Below are 25,440 nucleotides of genomic sequence, written 5' to 3'. Positions count from 1 at the left end.
ACCGGATCGGGCTGGCGCTTTTTTTTGCACAGCGATCCGACTTGGATCCTATTGTTTACAGACGGAGGAGGATTAATGCCTGCGACTCACTCTCCCACTCCTGCGCGGTCCTGGATAGTTCGCCTGGCACGCGTGTGCTGGGAACGTAAGAAACTTAGCATCATCGTAGTGGTAGCGTCGGTCTCGACCATTCTGCTGGCCGCGCTGACGCCGTTGCTGACAAGGCAAGCGGTGAACGACGCGCTGGCGGGCAATCCGACTCGTCTGCCGTGGCTGGCCTGCGGGCTATTGCTGATTGCCTTTTTTGATTTCATCGGTAACTACGTGCGCCGCGGTTATGCCGGGGAGCTCTCGCTCTGGGTGCAGCACACCCTGCGAGGACGGGCATTCGACAGTATTCAAAAACTTGACGGCGCAGGCCAGGACGCACTGCGCACCGGGCAGGTGATTTCACGGACCAACAGCGATCTGCAGCAGGTGCATACCCTGCTACAGATGTGCCCGGTGCCGCTGGCGGTGTTCACTTATTACATTGCCGGCATTGCCGTGATGCTGTGGATGTCACCCGCCATGACGCTCATCGTCGTGTGCGTACTGACATGCCTGGCTATCACTGCGCTGCGCGCGCGTCGCCGGGTCTTTGCGCAAACCGGGCTGGCCTCGGACCGACTGGCAAATCTCACCGAACATATGCGCGAGGTGCTGGCGCAGATCTCAGTGGTAAAATCCTGCGTGGCGGAGCTGCGTGAAACGCGCTGGCTGGATCGCCAGTCGCGGCAGATGGTGCGGGTACGCATCGGCGCGGCCATCTCGCAGGCGATGCCAGGTGCCACCATGCTGGCGCTACCGGTGCTCGGGCAAATCGTCCTGCTGTGCTACGGCGGCTGGTCGGTTATGCACGGGCGCATCGATCTCGGCACCTTCGTGGCGTTTGCCAGCTTCCTCGCGATGCTGACCGGGCCAACCCGTGTACTGGCATCGTTTCTGGTTATCGCCCAGCGCACCCAGGCGTCCGTGGAGCGCGTGTTTGCTCTGATCGACACCCGTTCGCAGATGGAAGACGGGACGGAGGCGGTTAACGGTCAGGTTATCGGGCTGCAACTGGAGAATATGAGCTTCGAGTACCGTGGCGGCAGACGCATCCTCAGCGATGTCTCCTTTTCCCTGCACGCCGGTGAAACGGTGGCGGTAGTGGGCGCATCGGGTTCCGGGAAATCCACGCTGCTGATGCTGCTGGCGCGTTTTTACGATCCCAGCGCCGGAGAGATATGGCTCAACACCAGCGCAGGCCGACAGAACCTCCGCGATCTCAGGCTGGAGGCGCTTCGTCGTCGGGTAGGCGTTGTGTTTGAGGATGCTTTTCTGTTTGCCGGTACGGTGGCGGAAAATATCGCCTACGGGCACCCTCAGGCAACGGCGGACGACATTCGCCTCGCGGCGAGGGCAGCAGGAGCCAGCGATTTTATCAACGCCCTGCCGAAAGGTTTCGATACCCAATTAACCGAACGCGGTACGAATCTTTCCGGCGGACAGAGGCAGCGAATCGCGCTGGCACGGGCGCTCATTACCGCGCCGGAAGTGTTGATCCTCGATGACACCACCTCGGCGGTCGATGCCGGTACTGAAGCGGAGATCAACACCGCGCTGAGTCGCTATGCTGACGAAAAGCATATGCTGCTGGTGATTGCCCGACGCCGTTCGACGCTTCAGTTAGCCAGCCGGATTGTGGTGCTGGATAAGGGCCGGGTGGTGGACACCGGAACCCAGGCAGAACTTGAAGCGCGCTGTCCGGCGTTCCGCGCGCTGATGACCGGCGACGGCGATTTCCTCGCGCCTTCCCACAGTGGGCCTAACGGATTGTGGCCGACCGTACCAGCGGCACAAGACGATGCGGCGCAGACGGGGGATAAAGGCTTTGTCGCCCGTATGACGCGCGTGCCGGAAAATGCAGTACAGCAGGCGCTGGCCGGTAAAGGCCGCAAAGTTACGTCGCTGCTGAAGCCCGTGGCGTGGATGTTCGTCATCGCCGCCCTGCTGATCGCCCTCGATTCGGCGGCAGGCGTCGGGGTACTGATACTGCTGCAGCGCGGCATTGACTCCGGCGTTGCCACAGGCGATATGTCGACTATCGGCCTCTGTGCCCTATTCGCCCTGTGCCTGGTGGCCGTGAGCTGGTGCTGTTATTCACTACAGACTGTCTTCGCCGCCAGAGCGGCAGAGTCAGTCCAGCATACGGTGCGCTTGCGCAGCTTCGGCCATATGCTGCGTCTTGGTCTCCCCTGGCATGAAAAGCATGTCGATTCGCGTCTGACCCGCATGACCGTAGATGTGGACTCTCTCGCCCGCTTTCTGCAAAACGGCCTTGCCGGTGCAGCCACCAGCCTGGTGACAATGTTCGCCATCGCCGCCGCCATGTTCTGGCTCGACCCGCTCCTGGCGCTGACGGCATTAAGCGCGGTGCCAGTGGTCGCACTGGCAACCTGGATTTATCGCCGCCTCAGCTCCCCTGCTTATGCGCAGGCGCGGCTGGAAATAGGCAAAGTCAACAGCACCCTGCAGGAGAAAGTCTCCGGCTTGCGCGTTGTGCAATCGCATGGCCAGCAGGAACAGGAAGCCGCCCGGCTGCGCGCGTTATCGGATCGGTTCCGTGCGACCCGCGTACGTGCGCAAAAATACCTTGCCGTCTATTTCCCGTTCCTGACCTTCTGCACCGAGGCCTCCTATGCCGCCGTTCTTCTGGTGGGTGCATCGCGGGTCGCCGAAGGCGAAATGACCGCCGGGGTGCTGGCGGCTTTCTTCCTGCTGCTGGGGCAATTCTATGGGCCAGTGCAGCAGTTATCAGGAATTGTCGACGCCTGGCAGCAGGCGACGGCCAGCGGCAAACATATCAATGAACTGCTGGCGACCGAAGGCACAGAGAACATCGAGCCCTCTTCCGCACCGCCCGCCACCGGCGCGCTGCATCTTGATGAGGTCACGTTCAGTTATCCCGACAGCCCTGAACCCGCGCTGAACAAACTTACCCTGACAATCCCTGAGGGAAGGGTCGTCGCGGTCGTTGGTCGCAGCGGTGCGGGTAAGTCAACGCTGATTAAGCTGATCGCCGGATTGTATTCCCCCACCCACGGCAGGATCAGCATTGGCGATCGGATAATTGATGATGCCTCGCTTGCCGATTACCGTCGCCAGATTGGGCTGGTCGATCAGGATGTGGCGTTGTTTAGTGGTGATATCGCGGAAAACATTCGTTATTCACGGCCATCCAGTACCAATGACGACATTGAGATTGCCTCTCAACAGGCAGGGCTGTATGAGACGGTGCGCAATCTGCCGCAGGGATTCCGCACACCGGTGAATAACGGCGGTGCCGATCTGTCCGCAGGTCAGCGCCAGCTGATTGCGCTGGCCCGCGCACAACTGGCGAATGCTCACATCCTGCTGCTCGATGAAGCCACGTCACGCCTGGATCGCACATCCGAAGAGCGATTGATGTCATCGTTAACAGACGTCGCGCACGCCGGGAAGCACCTGGCGCTGATTGTGGCGCATCGTCTGACCACCGCGCAGCGCTGCGATCTGATTGCCGTTATCGATAAGGGGCAGCTTGCGGAATACGGCACCCACGAACAGCTGTTAGCGGCCGGCGGCCTCTACACCCGCTTGTGGCATGACAGCGTCGGCAGCTCTGTTCCCCATCGCCAGCACGACATCACGGGGGAAATCGTGGAAGAGTAATTGCGCACGTAAGACATTACAAAACACGCGCTAAAGCGGCTGTTCCCGGAATAGCCGCTTTAGCTATTTATACTGACACCCTTCATATTCAAAGAGAGTGAATGCTGAACATGCAACAACATCCCTCTGCTATCGCCAGGCTGCGCAGCCAGCTGGCAGCAGGCCACATTGCTAACCTTTCTGACTTCTGGCGAGACGCTGAGTCGCTAAATGTACCGCTGGTGACGCCAGTCGACGGAGCGAAAGACGAGCGTGATGTGACATTTCTATGGCGCGCCAGGCACCCTCTACAGGGCGTTTATCTGCGTCTGAATCGGGTGACGGATAAAGAGCACGTGGCGAAAGGGATGATGACCGCCCTTCCCGCGACGGATATCTGGACTCTGACACTGCGTTTACCTGCAATCTACTGCGGCTCCTATTCGCTGGTGGAAATCCCCCCCGGCACCCCGGCCGAGACGATTGCACAGTCCGGAGGCCGCTTTGCTACCCTCGTCGGGCACGCCGATCCGCTAAACAAAACGCCGGGGATCAACGTTCGGGGAAGCACACAGGAGTCGGTGCTGGCGCTTGATAAAGCCCCCGCCCAGTCCGAATGGCGCGGCGGGTCACCCAGCGGGCAATTGCTTACCTCGGCGCGCACTCTCGCCGGGGAATCGCGCCGGGTTCGGCTCTATCTGCCGGACGTTGATGTTTCGCAGCCCCTCGGCCTGGTGGTACTGCCCGATGGTGAAACCTGGTTCGATCACCTTGGCGTATGCGCGGCAATTGACGCCGCCATAAACAACGGACGCATCGTGCCTGTGGCTGTACTTGGCATCGACAATATCGATGAACACGAGCGAACTGCGATACTCGGCGGGCGCAGCGAGCTGATAAAGGATATCGCCGGCCAGTTGTTGCCGACGATCCGCGCCGAACACCCGCAGCGGCGGTGGGCAGACCGTTCGCGCACCGTGCTGGCCGGACAGAGCCTCGGCGGGGTCAGCGCGCTCATGGCCGCTCGTTACGCACCGGAAACGTTCGGGCTGGCGCTCAGCCACTCCCCTTCGATGTGGTGGACGCCAGAGGGTGCCAGCCGGCCAAACGTGTTCAGCGAAACCGATACGTCATGGGTGAGCGAACATCTGCTTTCTGCCCCGCCGCAGGGCGTGCGCATCCGCCTGTGCGTGGGATCGCTGGAAGGTTCGACGGTACCCCACGTTCAGCGGCTGCATCAGCAGTTGCTTACCGCTGGCGTCGACAGCCATTGCGCAATGTATACCGGGGGTCACGATTACGCATGGTGGCGCGGCGCACTGATTGACGGGCTTGGTTTACTCCAGGGTTGACTTGACCCGCGAACACTTTCAGGCAACTGTACAGGCTTCCTGAATAAAGAAAATGTCACCTGCGGAAAAGGAATAAACATCAGATGTATGCCCGCGAGTATCGCCCAACACGCTCACGCAAGGCGCTTGTCACTCTTCTTTCTGGTCTCACCCTTATCTGGAATGCGCACGCTTTCGCAAAGCCGGATATGCAGCCACTGGGGCCGAATATCGCCGATAAAGGCTCTGCGTTTTACCATTTCAGCGTCAACTCGTTCGACTCCGCCGATGGCAGCCGCCATTATCGGGTATGGACGGCCGTGCCAAATAAAGCCGCACCGGCGTCGGGCTACCCGATTTTATATATGCTCGACGGCAACGCAGTTATGGACCGCCTGAACGACGACCTGCTCAAACAGCTGGCAGAAAAATCACCGCCGGTGATTGTGGCTGTCGGGTATCAGACCAACCTCCCCTTCGATCTCAACGGCAGGGCCTACGACTATACGCCAGCAGCAGAAAGCGGCAAAACGGATACCCGCAACGGGCGTTTTAGCCGTAAGAGTGGGGGTAGCAACGACTTTCGCCAGTTACTGGAAACGCGTATAGCGCCAAAGGTGGAACAGGGATTGAATATCGATCGGCAGCGTCGCGGCCTGTGGGGGCACTCCTACGGCGGCCTGTTCGTGCTGGATGCATGGCTGTCTTCCCCTTATTTCCGGACGTATTACAGCGCCAGCCCGTCGTTGGGCAGAGGCCATGATGCGCTACTGAGCCGCATCACGGCGGTTGAGCCGTCGCAATACTGCGCCAGGCGCCTGATGATAATGGAAGGTTCGGCGACGCCGGGCGATAACCGGGAAACGCATGCTGCCGGAGTGCTGACGAAAATTCATGCCACCCTCGCCACGCTGGAAGATAAAGGCGTCAATGCCGCCTTTTGGGATTTCCCAAACCTGGGACACGGGCCGATGTTCAACGCCTCCTTCCGCGGAGCGCTGTTAGATATCAGTGGTGAAAACGCAGGTAACACAGCTGGCTGTCATTCATTAAGCCGCTAAACACTGCCCGCCTTGACGCGGGCAGTACACCTGTAACACTACGATCAAAATGACGCGGTAACACCGGCATAATAAGCCCGGCCAGGCTCGTTATAGGTATTCGCCCCTTCGGAAGATCGGTAAATCTGTTTATCTAAGATATTGCTGACACCAACGTTAAGACGCAGATTTTTATTAATATCGTAATTGAAGTTCGTCCCCACCAGCGAATAAGCGCCCAGCTCTTTACCTGACAGACCGCCAGTATCTTCACTACGAGTTTCCGAATGAGTACGCGGTTTTTGTCTGCCGTATAACGTCCAGTTGACGCTGGCAGAGAACGCCTGGGTGATGGTCCAGTCAAGCGAGTTATTAATGGTGTATTTCGGGATGATCGACAGCGGATTACCGGTGTCTTTTTGCTCCGAGGTGATCATCCAGGTGGCATTGGTATTCCAGTTCAGACGATCTTTCACCAGCGGGAACGCCATGCTGGCTTCGATACCGTCCACCAGCGCTTTCCCGCCGTTCTGCCACTGGAGAATATATGCGCCGGAAGCGGTTTGCCCGATAACATTATCGCCGGCCACGATCTTATTCTGGTAGTCATTGCGGAAGTAGGTCACGCTGGCATGGTAATCTTCCCAGGCGAACTCCAGCCCAATTTCTTTATTGATGCTAATTTCCGGATCGAGATCTTTATTACCGATCAGGTAGCAGCCGCCCGATGTAATATCTTTTGGACAACCGTTGCCTTTCGAGTAGAGCAGATAACCTTCGCTGGATTGATACAGGTTTGGTGCTTTAAAGGTTCGGGCAATCCCCGCTTTGACTTTGAAGTAATCCCCCAATTCCTGCGAGAGGTTCAGGCTGGGGCTGAAGTTACCGCCGGAATCGTTGAGATAATCAAAGCGCAGGCCGGGAATGATATTCGTGCCGGGAACCGGCTCAATATTATCTTCAATATACAGCGCACTGATTTGGGAATGGTTTTTACTGCTGCGATCCGCAGCCGAGCCAGAAATGCCGCCGATATCACTGTCATCCACGGTCAGGCTGGTAGAGGAAGGATCGTCGAGCTCATCGCGGCTCCACTCCGCACCCACGGTCAGCGTTTGATCGACCAGCGCATTCAGCGGAATATTAAGCTCGCCGCTGGTTCGCCAGGAGCTCAGGCGATTGGTCGTGAACTTTTCATCCGCCGAAATACGCCCTTCACCGCCTCCGGATAATCCTTCATTCATGCGGGTGTTATTGGTTTTCTCGTAATAGACACCAAAACGGCTTTGACCCCAGTCCCAGATACCATTATGTGTAATGCCATAATTCTGCCGGTACAGGCGGTTCGTCTCTTCGCCGGATTTCGCCAGGCTTTCAGTGACGGCACTGGAAGAACTGTTTTGCGTATCGCCCGCATAGATATTCCCCTGGCGGCTATATCCGGCTTCGAAATCGATAATTTGCTGCGGATTTAATTTCCACGAGACAACGCCGTTAATATCTTTGTTGCGCACCCCTTCATGCCCGGCCGCGTTTTTCGTACCGGCCGAGGAGTTAATATCCCAGCTGTCGGCATCGGTTTTATTCAGGTTTCCGTACAGGCGCATGGTCAGCGCATCGCCAGCCAGCGGCCCGCTAAGGCTGAAGTTGGCGCGACGCGTAGCGCCTTCGTCGCTGCTTTCCGGCTGGTTGGTGTATAACGACAGCGAACCGTGCCAGTCGTTGGTAGGGCGTTTGGTAATGATGTTCACCACCCCGCCCGCTGCGCCCGAACCGTAGCGTGCCGCCGCAGGGCCGCGGATCACTTCAATACGCTCAACCTGTTCCGGTGGCACCCAGTTGGTGTCGCCGCGGGTATCACGCTCTCCACGCCAGCTATAACGCACGGCGTTGCGCGACGTCACCGGCACACCATCAATTAAAATTAAGGTGTTCTCCGGCCCCATGCCGCGAATGTCGATCTGGCGGTTATTACCACGTGTACCCGAGGCGCTGTTGCCGGTCAGATTGACACCGGGCATTTTGCGAATAATATCGGAGAGATCGTTGACCGGAGGGTTCTTTTTAATATCTTCGCTGGTAATAATCGACACGCCCGGCTGCTGTTTGAGTACCTGCTCAGCGGTGGCTTCCACCACCAGGGTCTCGTCGTTATCATCGGAGGATTTTGCCAGTGATACCTGACTGTTCAACCCTGCCAGGAGCGCAGTGAGCGGCCAGAAGATCTTGATAATTCTCATACCCATTCCCTAATACATGCCTAACGTAAAAGTGATCGATCGTTAAGCTCACATCCTTGCCAGATATTTTAAACTGCCATTATTTTTATAATAAGAATGATAATTAATATCATTTGGAGAGGATTAAGGCAATCCTTAATACACGGATGCGCGCATTAATGAAACGCACGCATTGGCCCGGAGTGATTCTTCCCGGGTACCGCCCTGTGCGTTCGTAAAGCTGGCATACTGAAACAGCGGAAGAAGAGAACAGCCCATTGGTATTTCGTGTAGTGACATAACGTTAATATGTCATTACAAGGGAACGCAGCCCCGGTAAGCGCAAGCGCCACCGGGGAAAGAAAGGTTATTGTTGCGCTAACTGATTGCGACGGTACTCGCCCTGGCGCTCCAGCATCCAGCCAGGATACTCGCGCGGCAGCGCGCTGACCGCATCCAGCTGTTTCAGCTCATCATCGCTCAGCTGAATGCCGGTTGCGGCAATGTTGTCATCCAACTGATCGACCCGTTTCGCCCCGATGATGACGCTGGTCACCGCCTTCTGGTGCAGCAGCCACGCCAGCGCGATTTGCGCCACGGAAACGCCTTTACTTTCAGCGATGGTACGCATCACGTCCACGCAGTCGAAGGCGCGATCTTTATTCACTGGCGGGAAGTCGAACGCCAGGCGACGACTACCGGCCGCGCTCTGCCCGTCGCGATCGTATTTTCCGCTCAGCAGACCACCCGCCAGCGGGCTCCATACCATCAACCCGACGCCTTCGCTCTGCATCATCGGCACCAGTTCGCGCTCAAGGTCGCGCCCGGCGATGGTGTAGTACGCCTGCAATGAGGCAAAACGCGCCAGCCCCAGACGCTCAGAGATGCCGAGCGCTTTGGCAATCTGCCATGCCGCCCAGTTCGAGACGCCGATATAGCGTACGTGACCGTGCTGCACAAGATTATCCAGCGCGTAAAGCGTCTCCTCGATGGGGGTCGCGGGGTCGAAACCGTGTAGCTGATAGAGATCGATATGATCCAGCTGCAAGCGACGCAGGCTCTCCTTCACGCCGCTGATGATGTGATAGCGCGAGCTACCGCGCGAGTTCACCCCCGCTGTGCCGGTTTCACCGAACACCTTGGTGGCAACGACCACGTTTTCGCGCGGAATTTTCAGGTTCTTCAGCGCCTGCCCGGTGATCTCCTCTGAACGCCCTTCCGAGTAGACATCTGCCGTGTCGATAAAATTGATCCCGGCGTCCAGCGCGCGGCCCACCAGCTGCTCGGCGTCGCTTTGCTGAAGCTGACCAATTTTGCCCCACATGCCGCCTTCACCGCCGAAGGTCATGGTGCCGAGGCAGAGTTCAGAAACAAACAGTCCGGTATTGCCCAGTTTTTGATAACGCATAACGCTTTCCTCGCATGTCGATTGGGTGTCTGTTAGTTATACCCGCCCCCCAGCCATCGCGAATGTGGCGTTCCTGTCCGTTTCTTGCCCAATCCTCTGAATCTATCCGCGCGGGGCGTCGCCAAAGACGCTGTAGTCTGGCAGCCGTACCTGCTGATACGGCTCCCAGCCGCCGCCGAGGGCTTTGTAGAGCGCCACCAGGTCAAGCGCGCTCTGCACCTGCGCCTGCGCCCGCTGCTGTTCGGCCTGAGCGAGCTGACGCTGGGCGTCCAGCACGTCAATAAAGCTGGCGATCCCCTGCCGGTAGCTGTCGCTGGCGAGATCAAAGGCGTTTTGCAGCGCGTCGATGGTTTTCGCCAGGCCCGCTTCACGCTGCTGGTCGGTGCGATAGCTCACCAGCGCGTTTTCAACGTCGCCGAGCGCCGTCAGTACCGTCTGGCGATAGTCCAGCACTGCCGCCCCCTGCTGCGCGCGCGCCACCTTGACGCTGGAGACCAGCCGACCGCCCTGGAAAATCGGTATGGAAACCTGCGGGCCAAAGCTGTAGAAGTGGCTGCTCCAGTCGGTCAGCCAGTTAGATTCACTGTTGCGCAGGCCAAACTGTCCGGAGAGGGTAAAGCTCGGGAACAGTTCTGCCACCGAGACGCCAATCTGCGCCGTGGCGGCATGGAGATTCGCCTCGGCTTCGCGCACGTCCGGGCGACGGCGGGCCAGCGTCGACGGAATACCGGTCTGCACAATATCTGGCAGGGCAGGCATCGGCTGCACGGATTGCAGTTCGGCATCCAGCGCGCCCGGAGGTTTGCCGAGCAGGATCGCCAGCCCGTTCATCGCCTGGCGTTCCTGCGCCTGATACTGCGGCAGCTGCGCTTCAAGATTGCCCAGCTGCGCCCGGGCGTTCTCCACGTCCATCTGCGGCGACAGCCCGCCCCGCTGGCGGCTTTCGGTCAGATCCAGCGTCTGCTGTGCGCTTTCAATTTGCGTATTAAGCGTGGCAATGATGCTCTGCGCCCCACGCAGCTGTAGCCACGCCCGCGCCACTTCGGCTTCCAGCGAGACCAGCGCATCGTTACGCTGCTCGATCGCCGCCCGCTGCTGCGCCTCAGCCGCTTCTACCTGACGGCGCACCTTGCCCCACAGGTCGATTTCCCACTGGGCGTCGAAGCTGCCCTGATAGAGGTTTATCGGCTGCGTCAGCGGGCCTAACGCGCCCCGCAGTTCAGGATCGACATTATTCAACTGGTCATACACGCCGTGGGATTTCAGCTCACCTTCCAGCCCAAGCTGCTGGCGCGTCGCCTGCACATTGCCATTCACCGACGGGAAAAACGCCCCGCCGGCCTGGTTAATCTGTTCGCGCGCGCCGGCAATGCGTAATACCGTTTGCTGTAGCGTCAGATTCCCGGCGATGGCGCGTTCAATCAGGCTGTCGAGCTGCGGCGAGCCGAAGGTTTTCCACCAGCGCGGGTTAGTGGCCGCGGAGGAAGTTTGCGATTTCACCGCGCTGTCGCCCTTATCGTTCCAGTGCGTGGTGGCGGGCGGTGCAGGCTGTTGGTAGTCCGGCCCGACGGCGCAGCCCACCAGCAGCATCATTATCATCAGGGGGTGTAAACGTCTGTGTATCATCAGTGTGCTCCTGCACTCCCCTCGCTCTTAACCGGCGAGAGCAACAAACAAAACGGAATCAGTAATAGGGCCACCGCGCTCAGAATGGTGAAGACGTCGATGTAGGCCAGAAAGCGCGACTGCTCGATCATCGTCTGGTACATCCGCCCGGTGGCAATGCCGGTCGGATCGCCCACCTGAGTGGTGAAGTTCTGGATCGCCTGGGCGCTTTCGCGAATCGCCAGCTGGAACTGCTCGTTAAACGGCGAAGCGTGGTAAGCCAGATGCGCGCTGTGCGCCTGCGAGCGCTCGGTGATCGCCGCCGTCGAGAGAGAAATCCCAATCGAGCCGGCCACGTTGCGGAACATGGTAAACAGCGCCGCTGCGTCGGCATTGAGCCGCCTCGGGATCGAGATAAAGGCGATGGTGGTCAGCGGCACAAACAGGAACCCCAGTCCAATCGACTGCGCGCTGCGGAACAGCACCAGCGTTTCGAAGTCGATATCCGGCGTCAGCGTGCGGGACCAGAAGAACGACACCGCCAGGCAGGTAAAGCCGAAGGCGATGATCCAGCGCGTCTGCACCACCGGCATCAGCTTCAGCACCAGCGGGATGGTCAGCACAATCAGCACCGCGCCGGGCGAGAGCACCAGCCCGGACCAGGTGGCGGTATAGCCCAAATCCTGCTGCGCCAGCTGCGGAATAACCACCGAACTGCCGTACAGGATCATCGCCATCCCCGCCATCAGCAGGCTGGAGATCGCAAAGTTGCGGTCCTTCATACAGTGCAGATCCACCACCGGCTTTCTGGCATACATCAGCCAGTAGATCGCGCCGATAATGCCGACCAGCGTCAGTACTGCGAAGGTGCGGATAAAGTTCGAATAGAACCAGTCATCATCTTCGCCCCGGTCGAGCATCACCTGCAAACAGCCAAGGCCGAGGGCGATCAGGCCGATCCCCGTCCAGTCGACGGTGAGCTTCTCTTCCGACTTTTTCTCCCACGGCGGATCTTCCAGCAGCTGATAGATGGCCAGCACCGTCACAATCCCTACCGGGATATTGATAAAGAACACCCAGCGCCAGGAGTAGTTATCGGTGATCCAGCCCCCCAGCGTGGGACCGAGTACCGGCGCGACGATAATGGCAATGGATGAAAGGCCAAAGGCTTTGCCCCTGTCCTCCGGCTTGAAGTAGTCGAGTAGCACCGACTGCTGGGTAGGCTGCAATCCGCCGCCAAAGAACCCCTGCATCACGCGGAACAGGATGATTTGCCATAGCTCGGTGGCGATGCCGCACAGGAACGAGCAGATGGTGAACATCACAATGCAGATCAGGAAGAACTGCTTGCGACCAAACAGGCGGCTCAGAAAGGCCGAAATCGGCAGCACGATGCCGTTCGCCACCAGGTAGCTGGTGAGCACCCAGGTGGATTCGTCATAGCTGGCCGAGAGCGACCCCGCGACGTGGGGCAACGCCACGTTGACGATGGTGGTGTCCAGAATTTCCATAAACACCGCCAGGGTGACCACAATCGCCACCGCCCACGGGTTACTGGCGGGCTTCCAGTTATCGTGGCTGTGATCCGTCATTCCACGGTGACCTTCGGTTCAACCGACAGCCCCAGCGGCAGCGGCTTGTTCGGATCCAGCCCTTTATCAATGACGATTTTCACCGGCACGCGCTGAACGATCTTCACAAAGTTACCGGTGGCGTTTTCCGACGGGAAGGCGGAGAAGCGCGAGCCGCTGCCCTGCTGGATGCTGTCGATATGGCCTTCCAGCTCCATATCCGGCCAGGCATCGACGGACACGGTCACTTTGTCGCCCGGCTTCATGCGCTCAAGCTGCGACTCCTTGAAGTTCGCCACCACCCACACGTTCGGGGAAACCAGCGAGAACAGCGCCGTACCTGCCTGCACCAGCGTACCGGGCTGGACGTTGCGTTTGGTGACAAAACCGTCGAACGGGGCGCGGACTTCGGTGTAAGAGAGGTTCAGGTTGGCGGTTTCCAGCTGCGCTCTGGCCTGATCGACCTGCCGTTCGCGGGCTTCGACGTTGGTCTCCTGCTGGCGAATTTGCAGCTGTACCTGCTCCGCCACTTCCAGCTGCGCCTGGGCGCTGGCAAGGCCAGCCTGGGCACTGCGCAACTGAGCGTTCGCGGCATCGATACTTTGTTGCGTGGTCGCGCGCGGGTCAACGCCGCGCTGACGGCGGTACTCCGCCTGCGCGTTGGCCATATCCGCCTGGGCTTTCAGTACCTGGGCTTTGGCTTCATCGCGCTGGGCGGGATATTGCACCTTCGAGAGCGCCAGCTGCGCCTGCGCCTGATGCAGCTGCGCAACCGCCAGCCCAAGCTGGGCCTGGGCCTGATCGCGCTGGGCGGTGGTATCACGCGGATCGATCACCACCAGCACATCCCCTTTCTTCACGCGCTGGTTATCCCGCACGCGAAGTTCGGTGACGTAGCCTGCCGTTTTTGGGGCAATGGTTACTACGTCGCCGTCGGTGAAGGCGTCGTCGGTGGTCTCTTCGTTACGGGTTAAAAACCACCAGACCAGCGCCACAATCACCATCACGATGACCACGATGCCAAGGATAATTAACGGTTTTTTCCCCGGGCGCTTGCGCTCGTTATTGTTTTGATCCTGCTCGTCAGCAGGTGGGTTTTGATCTTCTGCCATAGTTCAGCAACAGTCCTGTCAGTGAGCGGCATCACACTATGCCGTTCACTAAAGCTAGGACGTTGCTATACATTTGCCAGGAAAAACTGACAAATTGCGCACTATATGAGAAGGAATAGTCCGAAACCGACCGCCGCTGACCAGAGCAGCATCGGGATTGACCATAAATGGAAGCGCCACCAGATGCGGCGATCGTTGGCCATCCGCAGGGCGATGAGGTTGGCCAGCGAGCCAGGCAGCAGCCCAAAGCCGCCGACGTTGACCGCCCACGCCAGCAGTACCGTTGGGGGAACATAGTTAAGCAGCAAAATGGTGGACGGCACGTTACTGATCACTTGCGAGAGACCAATCGCCGTCAGCCATAATCCCGGCTGTGACAGACCGCTGACGCTATGGAGAACGTTCTGCAATACAGGGAGCTGGATCAGGAGATGGACGTCAATAAACATCGCCATAAACACCAGCAGCAGCGTCCAGTCAACGCTCACCAGCACCCGCCGGGCGAGGAACAGGAAGCCGCACGCCACCAGCAGCGCGCCCGCCAGCGCCTGGTTTAACTCCAGCGCGATAAGGAAAACGATATACAGCCCCAGGCAGCTCCAGACGAGACGCGGCTGCCACTGGGGGCCGGTTGTACCGCTGTGGTACTGCAACGATTTATTCGGGAAAGCAAACCAGCCCACCGCCAGCAGCGACGCCACGATCGCCAGCGCCAGCGGCGCCATCTGCCCGGTAAACGCGGTAAACGACAGGCCGGAGCGTCCCCACAGCAGAATGTTCTGCGGGTTACCGATAGGCGTGAGCAGCGAGCCCGCATTGACGGCCAGCGCTTCAAAGATAATCAGACGGGTAACCGGTATTTCGCACAGCTTACGCAGCGTGAGCGTAAGCGGCACCACGATAAAAAGCGCCACGTCATTAGTGAGAAACGTCGACAACAGCGCCGCCGAAAAGACCATAAACAGGGCCAGCTTGCGCTCGGTGGCGAAGCGGCGCACCATTTTGCGCCCCAGCACGTCAAAATAGCCGCTCAGCTCCACGCCTTTGGTGAGCATCATCAAACCGCTCAGAGTAATAATGGTGCGCCAGTCTATGGCCGCCGGCCAGGTGTGCGGCGTGAAGGGCACAAAGACGCTGAGCCCAACGCCAGTGATCAGTAAAAGATGGAAAAAGCGATCGCGTTTCAGGGCCTGCAAGCCGGGGATGTTCATTCAGCGGAGGGACCGTATTTGAGCGTAAACTCGCGGAACTTCAACAGCGTCTCTTCACTGACGTGGTGTTCCATACCTTCGGCATCCCGACGGGCAATTTCCGGGCTGACGCCCAGCACCAGTAAAAAATTCTCGACGATCTGGTGTCGCTCGCGGCTCTCCTGCGCCAGCTTCTCGCCCTCAGCGGTGAGAAACACCCCGCGCCAGGGGATCATTTCGATCAGCCCGACCGACGCCAGACGTTTTAACATTTTGGCAACGGTTGGCTGCGACACCCCCAGGCGTGCGGCCATATCCACCTGGCGCGCTTCTCCAACCTCACGGATCAGATCAGAGATCAGTTCGACATAATCATCAATCAGCTCCCGGCGGTGCGCCTCACGCACCTGGCGGAAGCCTTCCACATGCTCTTCAACGTTCACCAGTTGCGTCGTTTTTTTTGTTGTTGGCTTACCTGCGCGACGGTTCATTGTGCTTCCTCAATGGGGTTGACGCTTCCAGCGCCCTGTAACGGAGCGCACATTGTAAACCATAGCTCTACAAGCACAAAAAATTAACGAATTAGCCATAGCTATACAATATAGCCTGTGCTATATCTGTATGTAATGCAGTCACCCTTCACGGATCGAAGGGATCATGAATCAGGAGGTCTTATGAATGAATTCAAGAGGTGTATGAACGTGTTTACCCACTCTCCTTTTAAAGTGCGCCTGATGCTGTTGAACATGCTGTGCGATATGTTTAACGCCAAACCGCAGCAGGACGACAATTCTTCCCACTAAGCGGCGTCGCGGTACGCCGCTTCATTTTCCCGTCACACTTACGTTGTAAACTGGCCTGTTCCCGATTATTTTTGCGGATTTGCAGCCCCCTTCGCAAAACATCTGTTTAGCAACTGTTGACCTTAATTCACGCTCGCACTATCTTCTTGCAGCCCTGCACAATTTGCGGCTCGCTGAAGCGGACCTCTCATTCCCTTTCCACGCACTGTCCGGCAGGCTTTGACCCTTGACGCCAGGGTGAGCACATGGCGTTTTCGTGATAGTGATCTATGAACGTAACCCTGATTGATACACTTGTTACCCGCAGCCGGGCCTTAAGCCCGTGGACGGGATTCTATTTTTTGCAATCGCTGTTGATTAACTTTGCTCTTGGCTACCCCTTTAGCCTGCTTTATGCCGTCGGATTCACCTGTATTCTTCACCTGCTCTGGCGAAGCGCACCGCGCGTGCAGAAAGTGCTTATCGGGATCTGTTCTCTGATTGCTGCCGCCTATTTCCCGTTTGGCCAGGCCTATGGCGCGCCGAACTTTAATACTCTGCTGGCGCTCCACTCCACCAATATGGAAGAGTCCACAGAGATCCTGACGATCTTTCCGTGGTACAACTACGTGGTTGGCCTTTTCATTTTTGCCCTCGGCGTGATTGCGGTTCGTCGTAAGCCCGTCGGGAAAAAGGCATGGGGTAAAATTGAAAGCCTGTGCCTGGCCTTTAGCGTGGTGACGTTTTTTGTTGCACCGGTACAAAATCTGGCCTGGGGCGGCGTGTTTAAGCTTAAAGATACCGGGTATCCGGTGTTTCGCTTCGTCAAAGACGTGGTGGTGAATAACGAGGAAGTGCTCGACGAGCAGGCGCGTATGGCCGAGCTTTCCACCATGAAAGACACCTGGAATGTGCTGGCGGTGAAACCGAAGTATCACACCTACGTGGTGGTGATCGGTGAAAGCGCGCGTCGCGATGCGCTCGGCGCGTTTGGCGGTCACTGGGATAACACGCCGTTTGCCAGCGCCGTTAACGGTACGCTGTTTACCGACTACGTGGCGGCCAGCGGCTCGACGCAGAAATCACTCGGTCTGACGCTCAACCGCGTGGTGGATGGAAAACCGCAGTTTCAGGATAATTTTGTCACCCTGGCCAACCGGGCAGGTTTTCAGACATGGTGGTTCTCTAACCAGGGACAGATCGGCGAGTATGATACCGCCATCGCCAGCATCGCGAAGCGTGCCGACGAGGTACAGTTCCTGAAAAGCGGTGATTTCGAAGCCGATAAAAACACAAAAGATGAAGCGTTGCTAAAAATGACGGCGCAGGTCTTTGCTACTCAGCGCACCCAGCCGCAGCTGATTGTCCTGCACCTGATGGGGTCACACCCGCAGGCATGCGATCGTACCGGGGGAAAATATGCGGAGTTTGTGCAATCCAAAGAGACCTCGTGTTATCTCTACACCATGACGCAAACCGACGATCTGCTCAGCAAGCTGTACGCACAGCTGCGCAACAGCGGCGACAGCTTCTCGATGGTCTATTTCTCTGACCACGGTCTGGCATTTAAGGAGCGCGGTAAACAGGTGCAGTATCTGGCACACGATGACAAGTTCCAGCAAAACTTCCAGGTACCGTTTATGGTGCTGTCGAGTGATGACAAAACGCATCGCATCATCAAAGCGCGCCGTTCCGCGAACGATTTCCTGAAATTCTTCTCACAATGGACGGGGATTAAGGCGAAAGAGATAAAAAATGATTACCCGTTTATCTCCGGGAAGAAGGGCCCGCCAGTTTACATTACCAACTTTAAGTTACAGAAAGTCGACTATAACCATCTTGGGACGGATATTTTCGATATTAAGAGTAAGTAATTTCTGCCGTTTCGTGCGGGCTGATGCCCTCACCGGCCCTCTCCCACGGGGAGAGGGTACAAACAAAAAAAATCCGCCACATTGGGCGGATTTTTTACTGGCTCACCGAAGTGATTAGAAGCGGTAACCTACGCCCGCGATCCAGGTGCCAACGTCAACGTTGCGGATACGGCTCTGCTCATAGGAGAAGTCCAGAGCAACGTTTTCGATTGGGTTGAACTGCATACCTGCGCCATAGGAGAAACCATAGTCGCTGTTGCTTGCAGTACGGTTCAGACCCTGGTTTTCGGTCTGCTGGAATTTACCGTAGCCAACACCTACAACACCGTAGATGCTTGCCCAGTCATTCAGGCGGTAAGCAGGACCCGCGGTGATGCCGTAGTACTGACCTTTATTGTAAGAGCCATTTTCAGTACGATCTTTCTCGGTGTAAGTGAAAGAACCGATCACACCCAGCGGGTTGTTGTCTTGCTCGTAACGGTACTTCAGGTTGAAACCGTTGGTTTTGTTCATCACGCCCTGCATATCGCTCTGAGCGTAACCACCGGTTACAGTAGAAGTTGCCGCTACAGCGGTACCTGCGGAAACAGCCAGAACAGCTGCCAGTGCTGAAAGACATGCAATTTTTTTCATAACCACCTCAAATGTGCTTCAAGTAAGTCCGTAAGTTTTAAATATATCAAAAAATTCTGTGAAACTCTTTGTCATTCACGATGTCTAATGCGACCTTTCCTGTAACAGAACATTTCCAGCACCAGCTATCTCGTTCAAATAACTCCAGATTTTCACCTGTAAATGCTAATAGTGCGCGTCATCGCCATTTAGTTCATCCAGATTATTCCTAATCTTTCAGGCGATAAAATCATCAACGTTTTCTCATTTTACGGATTTTCCCTGGATTTTTTTCAACAGTAGCTCAACCGTTGCAGCTTATTTCCATTACACTGCGACTTTTACCTCATTTGACATAAATTGACAGGAGAAAGGATGCCAGGTTTACCTCGTAAATCGTCGGTCTGGATGCCGGTGGCAGTCATACTTATCGCGATGATGTCCATACAAAGCGGTGCGTCGCTGGCAAAATCGCTGTTTCCGCTGGTTGGTGCGCCCGGCGTCACGGCGCTGCGTATCGCATTAGGCACCCTGATCCTCGTGGTTGTTTTTAAACCCTGGCGGCTACGGTTTAAAAAGGAGCAGCGACTGCCACTGCTTTTTTATGGGCTGGCGCTGGGAGGGATGAACTACATGTTCTATCTCTCTATTCAGACGATCCCGCTGGGGATCGCGGTCGCGCTTGAATTTACCGGCCCGCTGGCGGTTGCCCTCTTCTCTTCTCGTCGTCCGGTAGACTTTATCTGGGTCGTACTGGCCGTGCTGGGGCTATGGTTCCTGCTGCCGCTCGGGCAAAGCGTTTCACAAATCGATCTGACAGGGGCAGCTCTGGCGCTGGGCGCGGGGGCATGCTGGGCGGTGTATATTCTCACTGGCCAGCGTGCGGGGGAAGAGCACGGCCCCGCGACGGTCGCCTTAGGCTCGCTGATTGCCGCCGTTATCTTTGTCCCGATTGGAATGGCACAAGCGACAGACTCAATATGGCAATGGTCAATCCTGCCGGTTGGGCTGGCGGTTGCCATTCTCTCCACGGCGCTGCCCTACTCTCTGGAGATGATCGCCCTGACGCGCCTGCCCACACGCATTTTTGGTACGCTCATGAGCATGGAGCCCGCGCTGGCCGCCATCTCAGGAATGATTTTCCTCGGTGAAACCCTGACCCTGGTACAAACGCTGGCGCTCTGTTCCATTATCGCGGCGTCAATGGGCTCCACCCTGACCATGCGTCCGGAACCTAAAGTGGAAAAAATAGACCTCAACTAAACCTTAAATTCTGCATGGCTAACCCGCCATGCAGAATATACGCCACGTCAGTCGCTCAAATAATTTCTTACAAACTCTCTCCTATTGCCAAAATATTTCACCTGCTCGCTTTCCTGGAGAGTGAATTAAGATTGATCTGTATCAATTTAAATAAACCACTTACTTTTCAAATGGTTGATAATACAACCTTCCTTTCGCTATTAAACCGATAGGCAGAGCCAAACCGCAGAGAAAAAATCCGGTGCTATACTTAGTCCCGTAATTACCTGGGACACAAACATCAAGAGGATATGAGATTATGAGTACCGCTAAACTGGTGAAAACGAAAGCGTCTAATCTGCTTTATACCCGTAACGATGTATCGGATAGCGATAAAAAAGCGACCATCGAGTTGCTGAATCGCCAGGTGGTCCAGTTCATCGATCTTTCGCTGATCACCAAACAGGCCCACTGGAATATGCGCGGTGCAAACTTTATTGCCGTTCATGAAATGCTGGATGGCTTCCGCACAGCACTGGTGACTCACCTGGATACCATGGCCGAACGCGCCGTACAGCTGGGTGGCGTGGCACTGGGTACCACACAGGTGATCAACAGCAAAACGCCACTGAAAAGCTATCCGCTGGATATCCATACCGTTCAGGATCACCTGAAAGAGCTGGCTGATCGTTACGCGATTGTGGCGAACGATGTTCGTAAAGCGATTGGCGAAGCCAAAGACGAAGATACCGCTGATATCTTCACTGCCGCATCACGCGACCTGGATCAGTTCCTGTGGTTCATCGAGTCCAACATCGAATAATCCCTGCGGATTGTCCGAATAACCCTCGCCCCTGGCGGGGGTTTTGCACATTTATGGTGCGCACTTTTGCCCGCAACGGCCGCAAAAGTGAATAAAATGTAATAATCACCTCACACAACCGTTAACGGAAGATTGTTTTTTCGTCAGATTCTGCGCTAAATATCCCCCTGTCAAAAGACCTTAACGAAGCGCACCAAAACGGTGCTCCATTCTGGTGCAACCTGGCAAAATTGCCACGCTTTTTGTGCAATGCGTGACATCATCCCCTTTGCAAAACAACAACTTGCAAAATTGGCACGATTTTTTCATTGTGCCTGAGGTTCTCGCAGGGGATCGCCCCGTGGATATAAAAGGAAATGCTATGAAGTCTGTATTAAAAGTTTCACTGGCTGCACTTACCCTGGCGTTTGCGGTGTCCTCGCAGGCTGCCGACAAACTGGTTGTGGCGACTGACACGGCGTTCGTACCGTTTGAATTCAAACAGGGTGATAAATACGTTGGTTTTGACGTGGATCTGTGGGCCGCTGTCGCAAAAGAACTCAAACTGGATTACACCCTGAAGCCAATGGATTTCAGCGGCATTATCCCGGCACTGCAAACCAAAAACGTTGACCTGGCGCTGGCAGGCATCACCATTACCGAAGAACGTAAAAAAGCCATCGACTTCTCTGACGGCTACTACAAAAGCGGCCTGCTGGTGATGGTGAAAGCGGATAACAACGACGTGAAAAGCGTGAAAGATCTCGACGGTAAAGTGGTCGCCGTGAAGAGCGGCACCGGCTCCGTTGATTACGCGAAAGCCAACATCAAAACCAAAGACCTGCGTCAGTTCCCGAACATCGACAACGCTTACATGGAACTGGGCACCAACCGCGCTGACGCGGTGCTGCACGACACGCCTAACATCCTTTACTTCATCAAAACCGCCGGTAATGGCAAGTTCAAAGCGGTAGGTGATTCCCTGGAAGCTCAGCAGTACGGTATTGCGTTCCCGAAAGGCAGCGACGACCTGCGTAACAAAGTTAACGGCGCGCTGAAAACCCTGAAAGAGAACGGCACCTATAACGAAATCTACAAAAAATGGTTCGGTACCGAGCCTAAATAATTTCACCTGACTTCAGGTTTGTAACGCCCGGTGGCGCTTCCGCTTACCGGGCCTACGTTTTTTGTTTTTCACCACGGTATACAGGAATACATCATGCAGTTTGACTGGAGCGCCATCTGGCCTGCCATTCCTCTCTTGCTTGAAGGCGCTAAAATGACCCTGTGGATTTCGGTCCTCGGTCTGGTTGGCGGGTTGATTATCGGTCTGGTGGCCGGTTTCGCCCGCACCTACGGCGGCTGGATTGCAAACCACATCGCACTGGTTTTCATCGAAGTGATCCGCGGCACCCCCATTGTGGTGCAGGTCATGTTCATCTACTTCGCCCTGCCGATGGCCTTCACCGACCTGCGCATCGACCCGTTCAGCGCCGCCGTTGTCACCATCATGATCAACTCCGGCGCCTACATTGCGGAAATTACCCGCGGTGCGGTGCTGTCGATTCATAAAGGCTTCAGCGAAGCCGGCCTGGCGTTAGGTCTTTCCCGTCGCGAAACCATCCGTCACGTGATCCTGCCGCTGGCGCTGCGCCGCATGCTGCCGCCGCTGGGTAACCAGTGGATCATCAGCATTAAAGACACCTCGCTGTTTATTGTTATCGGCGTGGCCGAGCTGACCCGTCAGGGCCAGGAGATCATCGCGGGTAACTTCCGCGCTCTGGAAATCTGGAGTGCGGTCGCCGTTGTCTACCTGATTATCACGCTTGTCCTGAGCTTTGTTCTGCGTCGTCTTGAAAGAAGGATGAAAATCCTGTGATTGAATTTAAAAACGTTTCCAAGCACTTTGGCCCAACCCAGGTGCTGCACAATATCGATTTGAACATCAGGCAGGGCGAAGTGGTGGTGATCATCGGGCCGTCCGGTTCCGGTAAATCCACCCTGCTGCGCTGCATTAACAAGCTTGAGGAGATCACCAGCGGCGATTTGATCGTCGATGGTCTGAAGGTTAACGATCCGAAAGTGGACGAGCGCCTGATCCGCCAGGAAGCGGGCATGGTGTTCCAGCAGTTCTACCTGTTCCCGCACCTCACGGCGCTGGAAAACGTGATGTTTGGTCCTCTGCGCGTGCGCGGGGCCAGCAAAGCGGCAGCGGAAGCGCTGGCAAGAGATCTGCTGGCGAAGGTTGGTCTGGCGGAGCGTGCCCACCACTATCCTTCCGAGCTGTCCGGCGGCCAGCAGCAGCGCGTGGCCATTGCCCGTGCGCTGGCGGTGAAGCCAAAGATGATGCTGTTCGATGAGCCAACGTCGGCACTCGACCCGGAGCTGCGTCACGAAGTGCTGAAAGTTATGCAGGATCTGGCGGAAGAAGGCATGACGATGGTGATCGTTACCCACGAAATCGGCTTTGCCGAAAAGGTGGCGTCCCGTCTGATCTTCATTGATAAGGGCCGTATCGCGGAAGACGGGAATCCGCAGGCGCTGATTGCGAACCCACCAAGCCAGCGCCTCCAGGAGTTCCTGCAACACGTCTCCTGATAGACACACCCAGAGCCGGGCATGCCCGGCTTTTTTACGCCGGATTGTTCCCAAAAACTCCCCTCCGCTCCCCGCGCTCTATACTTATCATTTTGCACGATATTTTTGTCGGAGGACGCCGTGCCGTGGATCCTGTTGCTACTGTTTAGCCTGTTTAGCGCGCCATCACTTGCTGTAACCCTTCCCGGCGTTACCACCGGAGCCACCGCCACCCAGCAAAATGCGCCGCCAGAGCCAGACGCTGAAAAGAAAAAAGCCGCCTACGGCGCGCTGGCCGACGTGCTTGAGAACGACACGTCCCGACAGGAGCTGATCGATCAGCTGAGGAAGGTGGCCGCCACGCCGCCTCAGGATCCGGTTCCTGCTATTGCGCCGCCGGAAGCCGAAGAAGAAAAAACGGTGCTGGAAAACGTCACCGACATCAGTCGCCGCTACGGGGAAGCCCTGTCGTCGCGTTTTGCCCAGCTCTATCGCAACCTGGTTGGCACCTCACATAAGCCTTTTAATCCTCACACCTTTTCCGCAGCCGCCACCCAGTTTGCTATTCTGGCTGGCGCCGTCTTCATTTTTTACTGGCTGTTGCGCCTGTCTGTCTGGCCGCTTTACCGGAAAATGGGCCAGTGGGGACGCAAAAAGAATCAGCATAAAAGCAGCTGGCTGCATCTTCCGGCAATGATTACCGGGGCGTTTGTCATCGATTTGCTGCTGCTGGCCCTGACGCTGTTTGTCGGCCAGATGCTGGCCGACCGACTTAATACCGGAAACAAAACCATCGCGTTTCAGCAGGGACTGTTCCTCAATGCCTTTGCCCTGATTGAGTTCTTTAAAGCCCTCCTGCGGTTGATCTTCTGCCCGCGCGTGCCGGACCTTCGCCCCTTCGCCATTTCGGATCAGAGCGCCAAATACTGGGCGGTGCGGCTCAGCGTGCTGAGCGGGTTGATCGGTTATGGCCTGCTGGTTGCCGTGCCGATTATTTCCAACCAGGTTAACGTGCAGTTCGGGGCGCTGGCGAACGTGCTGATCATGCTGTGCATTACCGTCTGGGCGCTGTACCTCATCTTCCACAATAAAAAAGCGATCACCGACAGCCTGCTGCACCTGGCCGATCGCTCCCTCTCCTTTTTCAGCCTCTTTATTCGCGCCTTTGCGCTGGTGTGGCACTGGCTGGCCAGCGCCTATTTTATTGTGCTCTGTTTCTTCTCCCTGTTCGATCCGGGCAATAGCCTGAAATTTATGATGGGGGCGACGTTCAAAAGCCTGGCGATTATCGGCATCGCGGCCTTTGTCTCTGGCCTGCTTTCCCGCTGGCTGTCGAAAACGATCACCCTGTCGTCGCAGGTTCAGCGTAACTACCCGGAACTGCAAAAGCGGGTAAATGGCTGGATGACGGTATCCCTGAAGGTGGCGCGTATTCTGACGGTCTGCGTGGCAATTATGCTGCTGCTGAACGCGTGGGGGCTGTTTGATTTCTGGAACTGGCTGCATAACGGCGCGGGGGAAAAGACCGTTGATATTCTTATTCGTATCGCGCTGATCCTGTTCTTCTCCGCCGTCGGCTGGACGCTGCTGGCAAGCCTTATCGAAAACCGTCTGGTGTCGGATGTCCACGGCAGGCCGCTGCCGAGCGCCCGCGCCCGCACGCTGCTGACCCTGTGCCGCAACGCGCTGGCGGTGATCATCAGCACCATCACCATCATGATTGTACTGTCGGAAATCGGCGTGAATATCGCCCCGCTGCTGGCGGGTGCCGGTGCCCTGGGGCTGGCGATCTCCTTTGGTTCGCAGACGCTGGTGAAGGATATTATCACCGGCATTTTTATCCAGTTTGAGAACGGGATGAACACCGGGGATCTGGTGACCATCGGACCGCTCACCGGCACGGTGGAGAGGATGTCCATTCGCTCCGTCGGCGTACGTCAGGATACCGGCGCGTACCACATTATTCCGTGGTCATCGATCACCACCTTTGCCAACTTTGTGCGCGGCATTGGTTCGGTGGTGGCGAATTATGATGTCGATCGTCATGAGGATGCAGATAAGGCGAAGCAGGCGCTGCGGGATGCGGTGAGCGAACTGATGGAGATGGAGGATATTCGCGGGCTGGTGATTGGTGAACCGTCGTTCGCGGGCATCGTCGGGCTAACGAACACTGCCTTTACCCTGCGCGTGTCGTTCACCACCCAGCCGCTGAAGCAGTGGACGGTGCGCTTCGCCCTCGACAGCATGGTGAAAAAACACTTCGATCTGGCGAACGTGAGAGCGCCGGTGCAGACGTATCAGGTATTATCGCCGCCCGCTTCGCCGCTCCCTCCGCAAGAGCCGACGCTGTAACCGAGCCGG

At 56.8% G+C, this 25,440-nt stretch carries 19 protein-coding genes; 11 read left to right on the top strand and 8 right to left on the bottom strand.

The window, feature by feature from the left end; all coding sequences use genetic code 11:
• Positions 1 to 75: 75 nt before the first annotated feature.
• The 3 genes from iroC to IMQ56_RS03640 all read left to right on the top strand — a co-directional run bounded on the left by iroC (position 76) and on the right by IMQ56_RS03640 (position 6,106).
• Complete coding sequence (gene iroC / locus IMQ56_RS03650; RefSeq protein ID WP_047735303.1) at positions 76 to 3,735, top strand: salmochelin/enterobactin export ABC transporter IroC; 3,660 nt, start codon at positions 76 to 78, stop codon at positions 3,733 to 3,735.
• A gap of 101 nt (positions 3,736 to 3,836) precedes the next feature.
• Positions 3,837 to 5,066 (top strand): esterase family protein, encoded by a 1,230-nt coding sequence (locus tag IMQ56_RS03645; RefSeq protein WP_196063712.1) that lies wholly within the window; start codon positions 3,837 to 3,839, stop codon positions 5,064 to 5,066.
• Positions 5,067 to 5,149: 83 nt separating this feature from the next.
• The gene (locus IMQ56_RS03640) at positions 5,150 to 6,106 is read left to right on the top strand and encodes an alpha/beta hydrolase (protein WP_032647796.1); all 957 of its coding nucleotides are present in this window, start codon (positions 5,150 to 5,152) and stop codon (positions 6,104 to 6,106) included.
• Positions 6,107 to 6,150: 44 nt separating this feature from the next.
• Here IMQ56_RS03640 and iroN read toward each other — a convergent pair whose 3' ends face one another.
• The 7 genes from iroN to mntR all read right to left on the bottom strand — a co-directional run bounded on the left by iroN (position 6,151) and on the right by mntR (position 15,681).
• On the bottom strand, positions 6,151 to 8,325 hold the full coding sequence (iroN, locus tag IMQ56_RS03635) for a siderophore salmochelin receptor IroN (RefSeq protein WP_023296162.1): 2,175 nt from the start codon (positions 8,323 to 8,325) through the stop codon (positions 6,151 to 6,153).
• 346 nt (positions 8,326 to 8,671) lie between these two features.
• Entirely contained in the window at positions 8,672 to 9,712 is a 1,041-nt protein-coding gene (locus IMQ56_RS03630; RefSeq protein ID WP_015571054.1) for an aldo/keto reductase, read from the bottom strand.
• 102 nt (positions 9,713 to 9,814) lie between these two features.
• Positions 9,815 to 11,338: an efflux transporter outer membrane subunit gene (locus IMQ56_RS03625; protein WP_017384913.1), complete on the bottom strand. Its 1,524-nt coding sequence runs from the start codon at positions 11,336 to 11,338 to the stop codon at positions 9,815 to 9,817.
• Positions 11,338 to 12,909 (bottom strand): DHA2 family efflux MFS transporter permease subunit, encoded by a 1,572-nt coding sequence (locus IMQ56_RS03620; protein ID WP_015571056.1) that lies wholly within the window; start codon positions 12,907 to 12,909, stop codon positions 11,338 to 11,340. Before IMQ56_RS03620 ends, IMQ56_RS03625 begins: the two co-directional genes overlap by 1 nt.
• Positions 12,906 to 14,000, bottom strand: coding sequence for an HlyD family secretion protein (locus IMQ56_RS03615; RefSeq protein WP_015571057.1), 1,095 nt, complete (start codon positions 13,998 to 14,000; stop codon positions 12,906 to 12,908). Before IMQ56_RS03615 ends, IMQ56_RS03620 begins: the two co-directional genes overlap by 4 nt.
• 101 nt (positions 14,001 to 14,101) lie before the next feature.
• Positions 14,102 to 15,211, bottom strand: coding sequence for an anion transporter (locus tag IMQ56_RS03610; RefSeq protein ID WP_017384914.1), 1,110 nt, complete (start codon positions 15,209 to 15,211; stop codon positions 14,102 to 14,104).
• Positions 15,208 to 15,681, bottom strand: coding sequence for a manganese-binding transcriptional regulator MntR (gene mntR / locus IMQ56_RS03605; RefSeq protein WP_015571059.1), 474 nt, complete (start codon positions 15,679 to 15,681; stop codon positions 15,208 to 15,210). The genes IMQ56_RS03610 and mntR overlap by 4 nt, the downstream gene beginning before the upstream one ends.
• 183 nt (positions 15,682 to 15,864) lie before the next feature.
• Here mntR and mntS point away from each other — a divergent pair, with 183 nt between their 5' ends.
• Together mntS and IMQ56_RS03595 are read left to right on the top strand one after the other, a co-directional pair.
• Positions 15,865 to 15,993 (top strand): manganase accumulation protein MntS, encoded by a 129-nt coding sequence (gene mntS, locus IMQ56_RS03600; RefSeq protein ID WP_017384915.1) that lies wholly within the window; start codon positions 15,865 to 15,867, stop codon positions 15,991 to 15,993.
• A 269-nt stretch (positions 15,994 to 16,262) separates the two neighbouring features.
• A complete protein-coding gene (locus tag IMQ56_RS03595) occupies positions 16,263 to 17,846 on the top strand; it encodes a phosphoethanolamine transferase (protein ID WP_017384916.1) in 1,584 nt (527 codons plus the stop codon).
• 114 nt (positions 17,847 to 17,960) lie between these two features.
• Here IMQ56_RS03595 and ompX read toward each other — a convergent pair whose 3' ends face one another.
• On the bottom strand, positions 17,961 to 18,479 hold the full coding sequence (gene ompX, locus IMQ56_RS03590) for an outer membrane protein OmpX (protein ID WP_003858450.1): 519 nt from the start codon (positions 18,477 to 18,479) through the stop codon (positions 17,961 to 17,963).
• A gap of 354 nt (positions 18,480 to 18,833) precedes the next feature.
• Here ompX and rhtA point away from each other — a divergent pair, with 354 nt between their 5' ends.
• From rhtA to ybiO, 6 genes are all read left to right on the top strand, one after another.
• The gene (gene rhtA / locus IMQ56_RS03585; RefSeq protein WP_017384917.1) at positions 18,834 to 19,721 is read left to right on the top strand and encodes a threonine/homoserine exporter RhtA; all 888 of its coding nucleotides are present in this window, start codon (positions 18,834 to 18,836) and stop codon (positions 19,719 to 19,721) included.
• 298 nt (positions 19,722 to 20,019) lie between these two features.
• Complete coding sequence (gene dps / locus IMQ56_RS03580; protein ID WP_000100801.1) at positions 20,020 to 20,523, top strand: DNA starvation/stationary phase protection protein Dps; 504 nt, start codon at positions 20,020 to 20,022, stop codon at positions 20,521 to 20,523.
• 361 nt (positions 20,524 to 20,884) lie between these two features.
• The gene (gene glnH / locus IMQ56_RS03575) at positions 20,885 to 21,628 is read left to right on the top strand and encodes a glutamine ABC transporter substrate-binding protein GlnH (protein WP_003858455.1); all 744 of its coding nucleotides are present in this window, start codon (positions 20,885 to 20,887) and stop codon (positions 21,626 to 21,628) included.
• Between the two features lie 93 nt (positions 21,629 to 21,721).
• On the top strand, positions 21,722 to 22,381 hold the full coding sequence (gene glnP, locus IMQ56_RS03570) for a glutamine ABC transporter permease GlnP (protein WP_003858462.1): 660 nt from the start codon (positions 21,722 to 21,724) through the stop codon (positions 22,379 to 22,381).
• Positions 22,378 to 23,100: a glutamine ABC transporter ATP-binding protein GlnQ gene (gene glnQ, locus IMQ56_RS03565; protein ID WP_023296158.1), complete on the top strand. Its 723-nt coding sequence runs from the start codon at positions 22,378 to 22,380 to the stop codon at positions 23,098 to 23,100. Before glnP ends, glnQ begins: the two co-directional genes overlap by 4 nt.
• Before the next feature lie 120 nt (positions 23,101 to 23,220).
• Positions 23,221 to 25,431, top strand: a complete 2,211-nt coding sequence (gene ybiO / locus IMQ56_RS03560; protein ID WP_196063776.1) for a mechanosensitive channel protein — start codon at positions 23,221 to 23,223, stop codon at positions 25,429 to 25,431.
• The last annotated feature ends 9 nt before the right edge of the window (positions 25,432 to 25,440 follow it).

The organism is Enterobacter sp. Res13-Sevr-PEC09-46 (assembly GCF_015672585.1).
In the GTDB taxonomy this organism is placed as follows: domain Bacteria; phylum Pseudomonadota; class Gammaproteobacteria; order Enterobacterales; family Enterobacteriaceae; genus Enterobacter; species Enterobacter hormaechei_C.
Note: the sequence above shows the minus strand (reverse complement) of the source record. Positions and strands in the feature narration are given on the sequence as shown.

Excerpts from the sequence above, each read along its gene's own strand:
- iroC (WP_047735303.1), top strand. The coding sequence starts at position 76 with ATGCCTGCGACTCACTCTCCCACTCCTGCGCGGTCCTGGATAGTTCGC.
- IMQ56_RS03645 (WP_196063712.1), top strand. The coding sequence starts at position 3,837 with ATGCTGAACATGCAACAACATCCCTCTGCTATCGCCAGGCTGCGCAGC.
- IMQ56_RS03640 (WP_032647796.1), top strand. The coding sequence starts at position 5,150 with ATGTATGCCCGCGAGTATCGCCCAACACGCTCACGCAAGGCGCTTGTC.
- iroN (WP_023296162.1), bottom strand. The coding sequence starts at position 8,325 with ATGAGAATTATCAAGATCTTCTGGCCGCTCACTGCGCTCCTGGCAGGG.
- IMQ56_RS03630 (WP_015571054.1), bottom strand. The coding sequence starts at position 9,712 with ATGCGTTATCAAAAACTGGGCAATACCGGACTGTTTGTTTCTGAACTC.
- IMQ56_RS03625 (WP_017384913.1), bottom strand. The coding sequence starts at position 11,338 with ATGATACACAGACGTTTACACCCCCTGATGATAATGATGCTGCTGGTG.
- IMQ56_RS03620 (WP_015571056.1), bottom strand. The coding sequence starts at position 12,909 with ATGACGGATCACAGCCACGATAACTGGAAGCCCGCCAGTAACCCGTGG.
- IMQ56_RS03615 (WP_015571057.1), bottom strand. The coding sequence starts at position 14,000 with ATGGCAGAAGATCAAAACCCACCTGCTGACGAGCAGGATCAAAACAAT.
- IMQ56_RS03610 (WP_017384914.1), bottom strand. The coding sequence starts at position 15,211 with ATGAACATCCCCGGCTTGCAGGCCCTGAAACGCGATCGCTTTTTCCAT.
- mntR (WP_015571059.1), bottom strand. The coding sequence starts at position 15,681 with ATGAACCGTCGCGCAGGTAAGCCAACAACAAAAAAAACGACGCAACTG.
- mntS (WP_017384915.1), top strand. The coding sequence starts at position 15,865 with ATGAATGAATTCAAGAGGTGTATGAACGTGTTTACCCACTCTCCTTTT.
- IMQ56_RS03595 (WP_017384916.1), top strand. The coding sequence starts at position 16,263 with ATGAACGTAACCCTGATTGATACACTTGTTACCCGCAGCCGGGCCTTA.
- ompX (WP_003858450.1), bottom strand. The coding sequence starts at position 18,479 with ATGAAAAAAATTGCATGTCTTTCAGCACTGGCAGCTGTTCTGGCTGTT.
- rhtA (WP_017384917.1), top strand. The coding sequence starts at position 18,834 with ATGCCAGGTTTACCTCGTAAATCGTCGGTCTGGATGCCGGTGGCAGTC.
- dps (WP_000100801.1), top strand. The coding sequence starts at position 20,020 with ATGAGTACCGCTAAACTGGTGAAAACGAAAGCGTCTAATCTGCTTTAT.
- glnH (WP_003858455.1), top strand. The coding sequence starts at position 20,885 with ATGAAGTCTGTATTAAAAGTTTCACTGGCTGCACTTACCCTGGCGTTT.
- glnP (WP_003858462.1), top strand. The coding sequence starts at position 21,722 with ATGCAGTTTGACTGGAGCGCCATCTGGCCTGCCATTCCTCTCTTGCTT.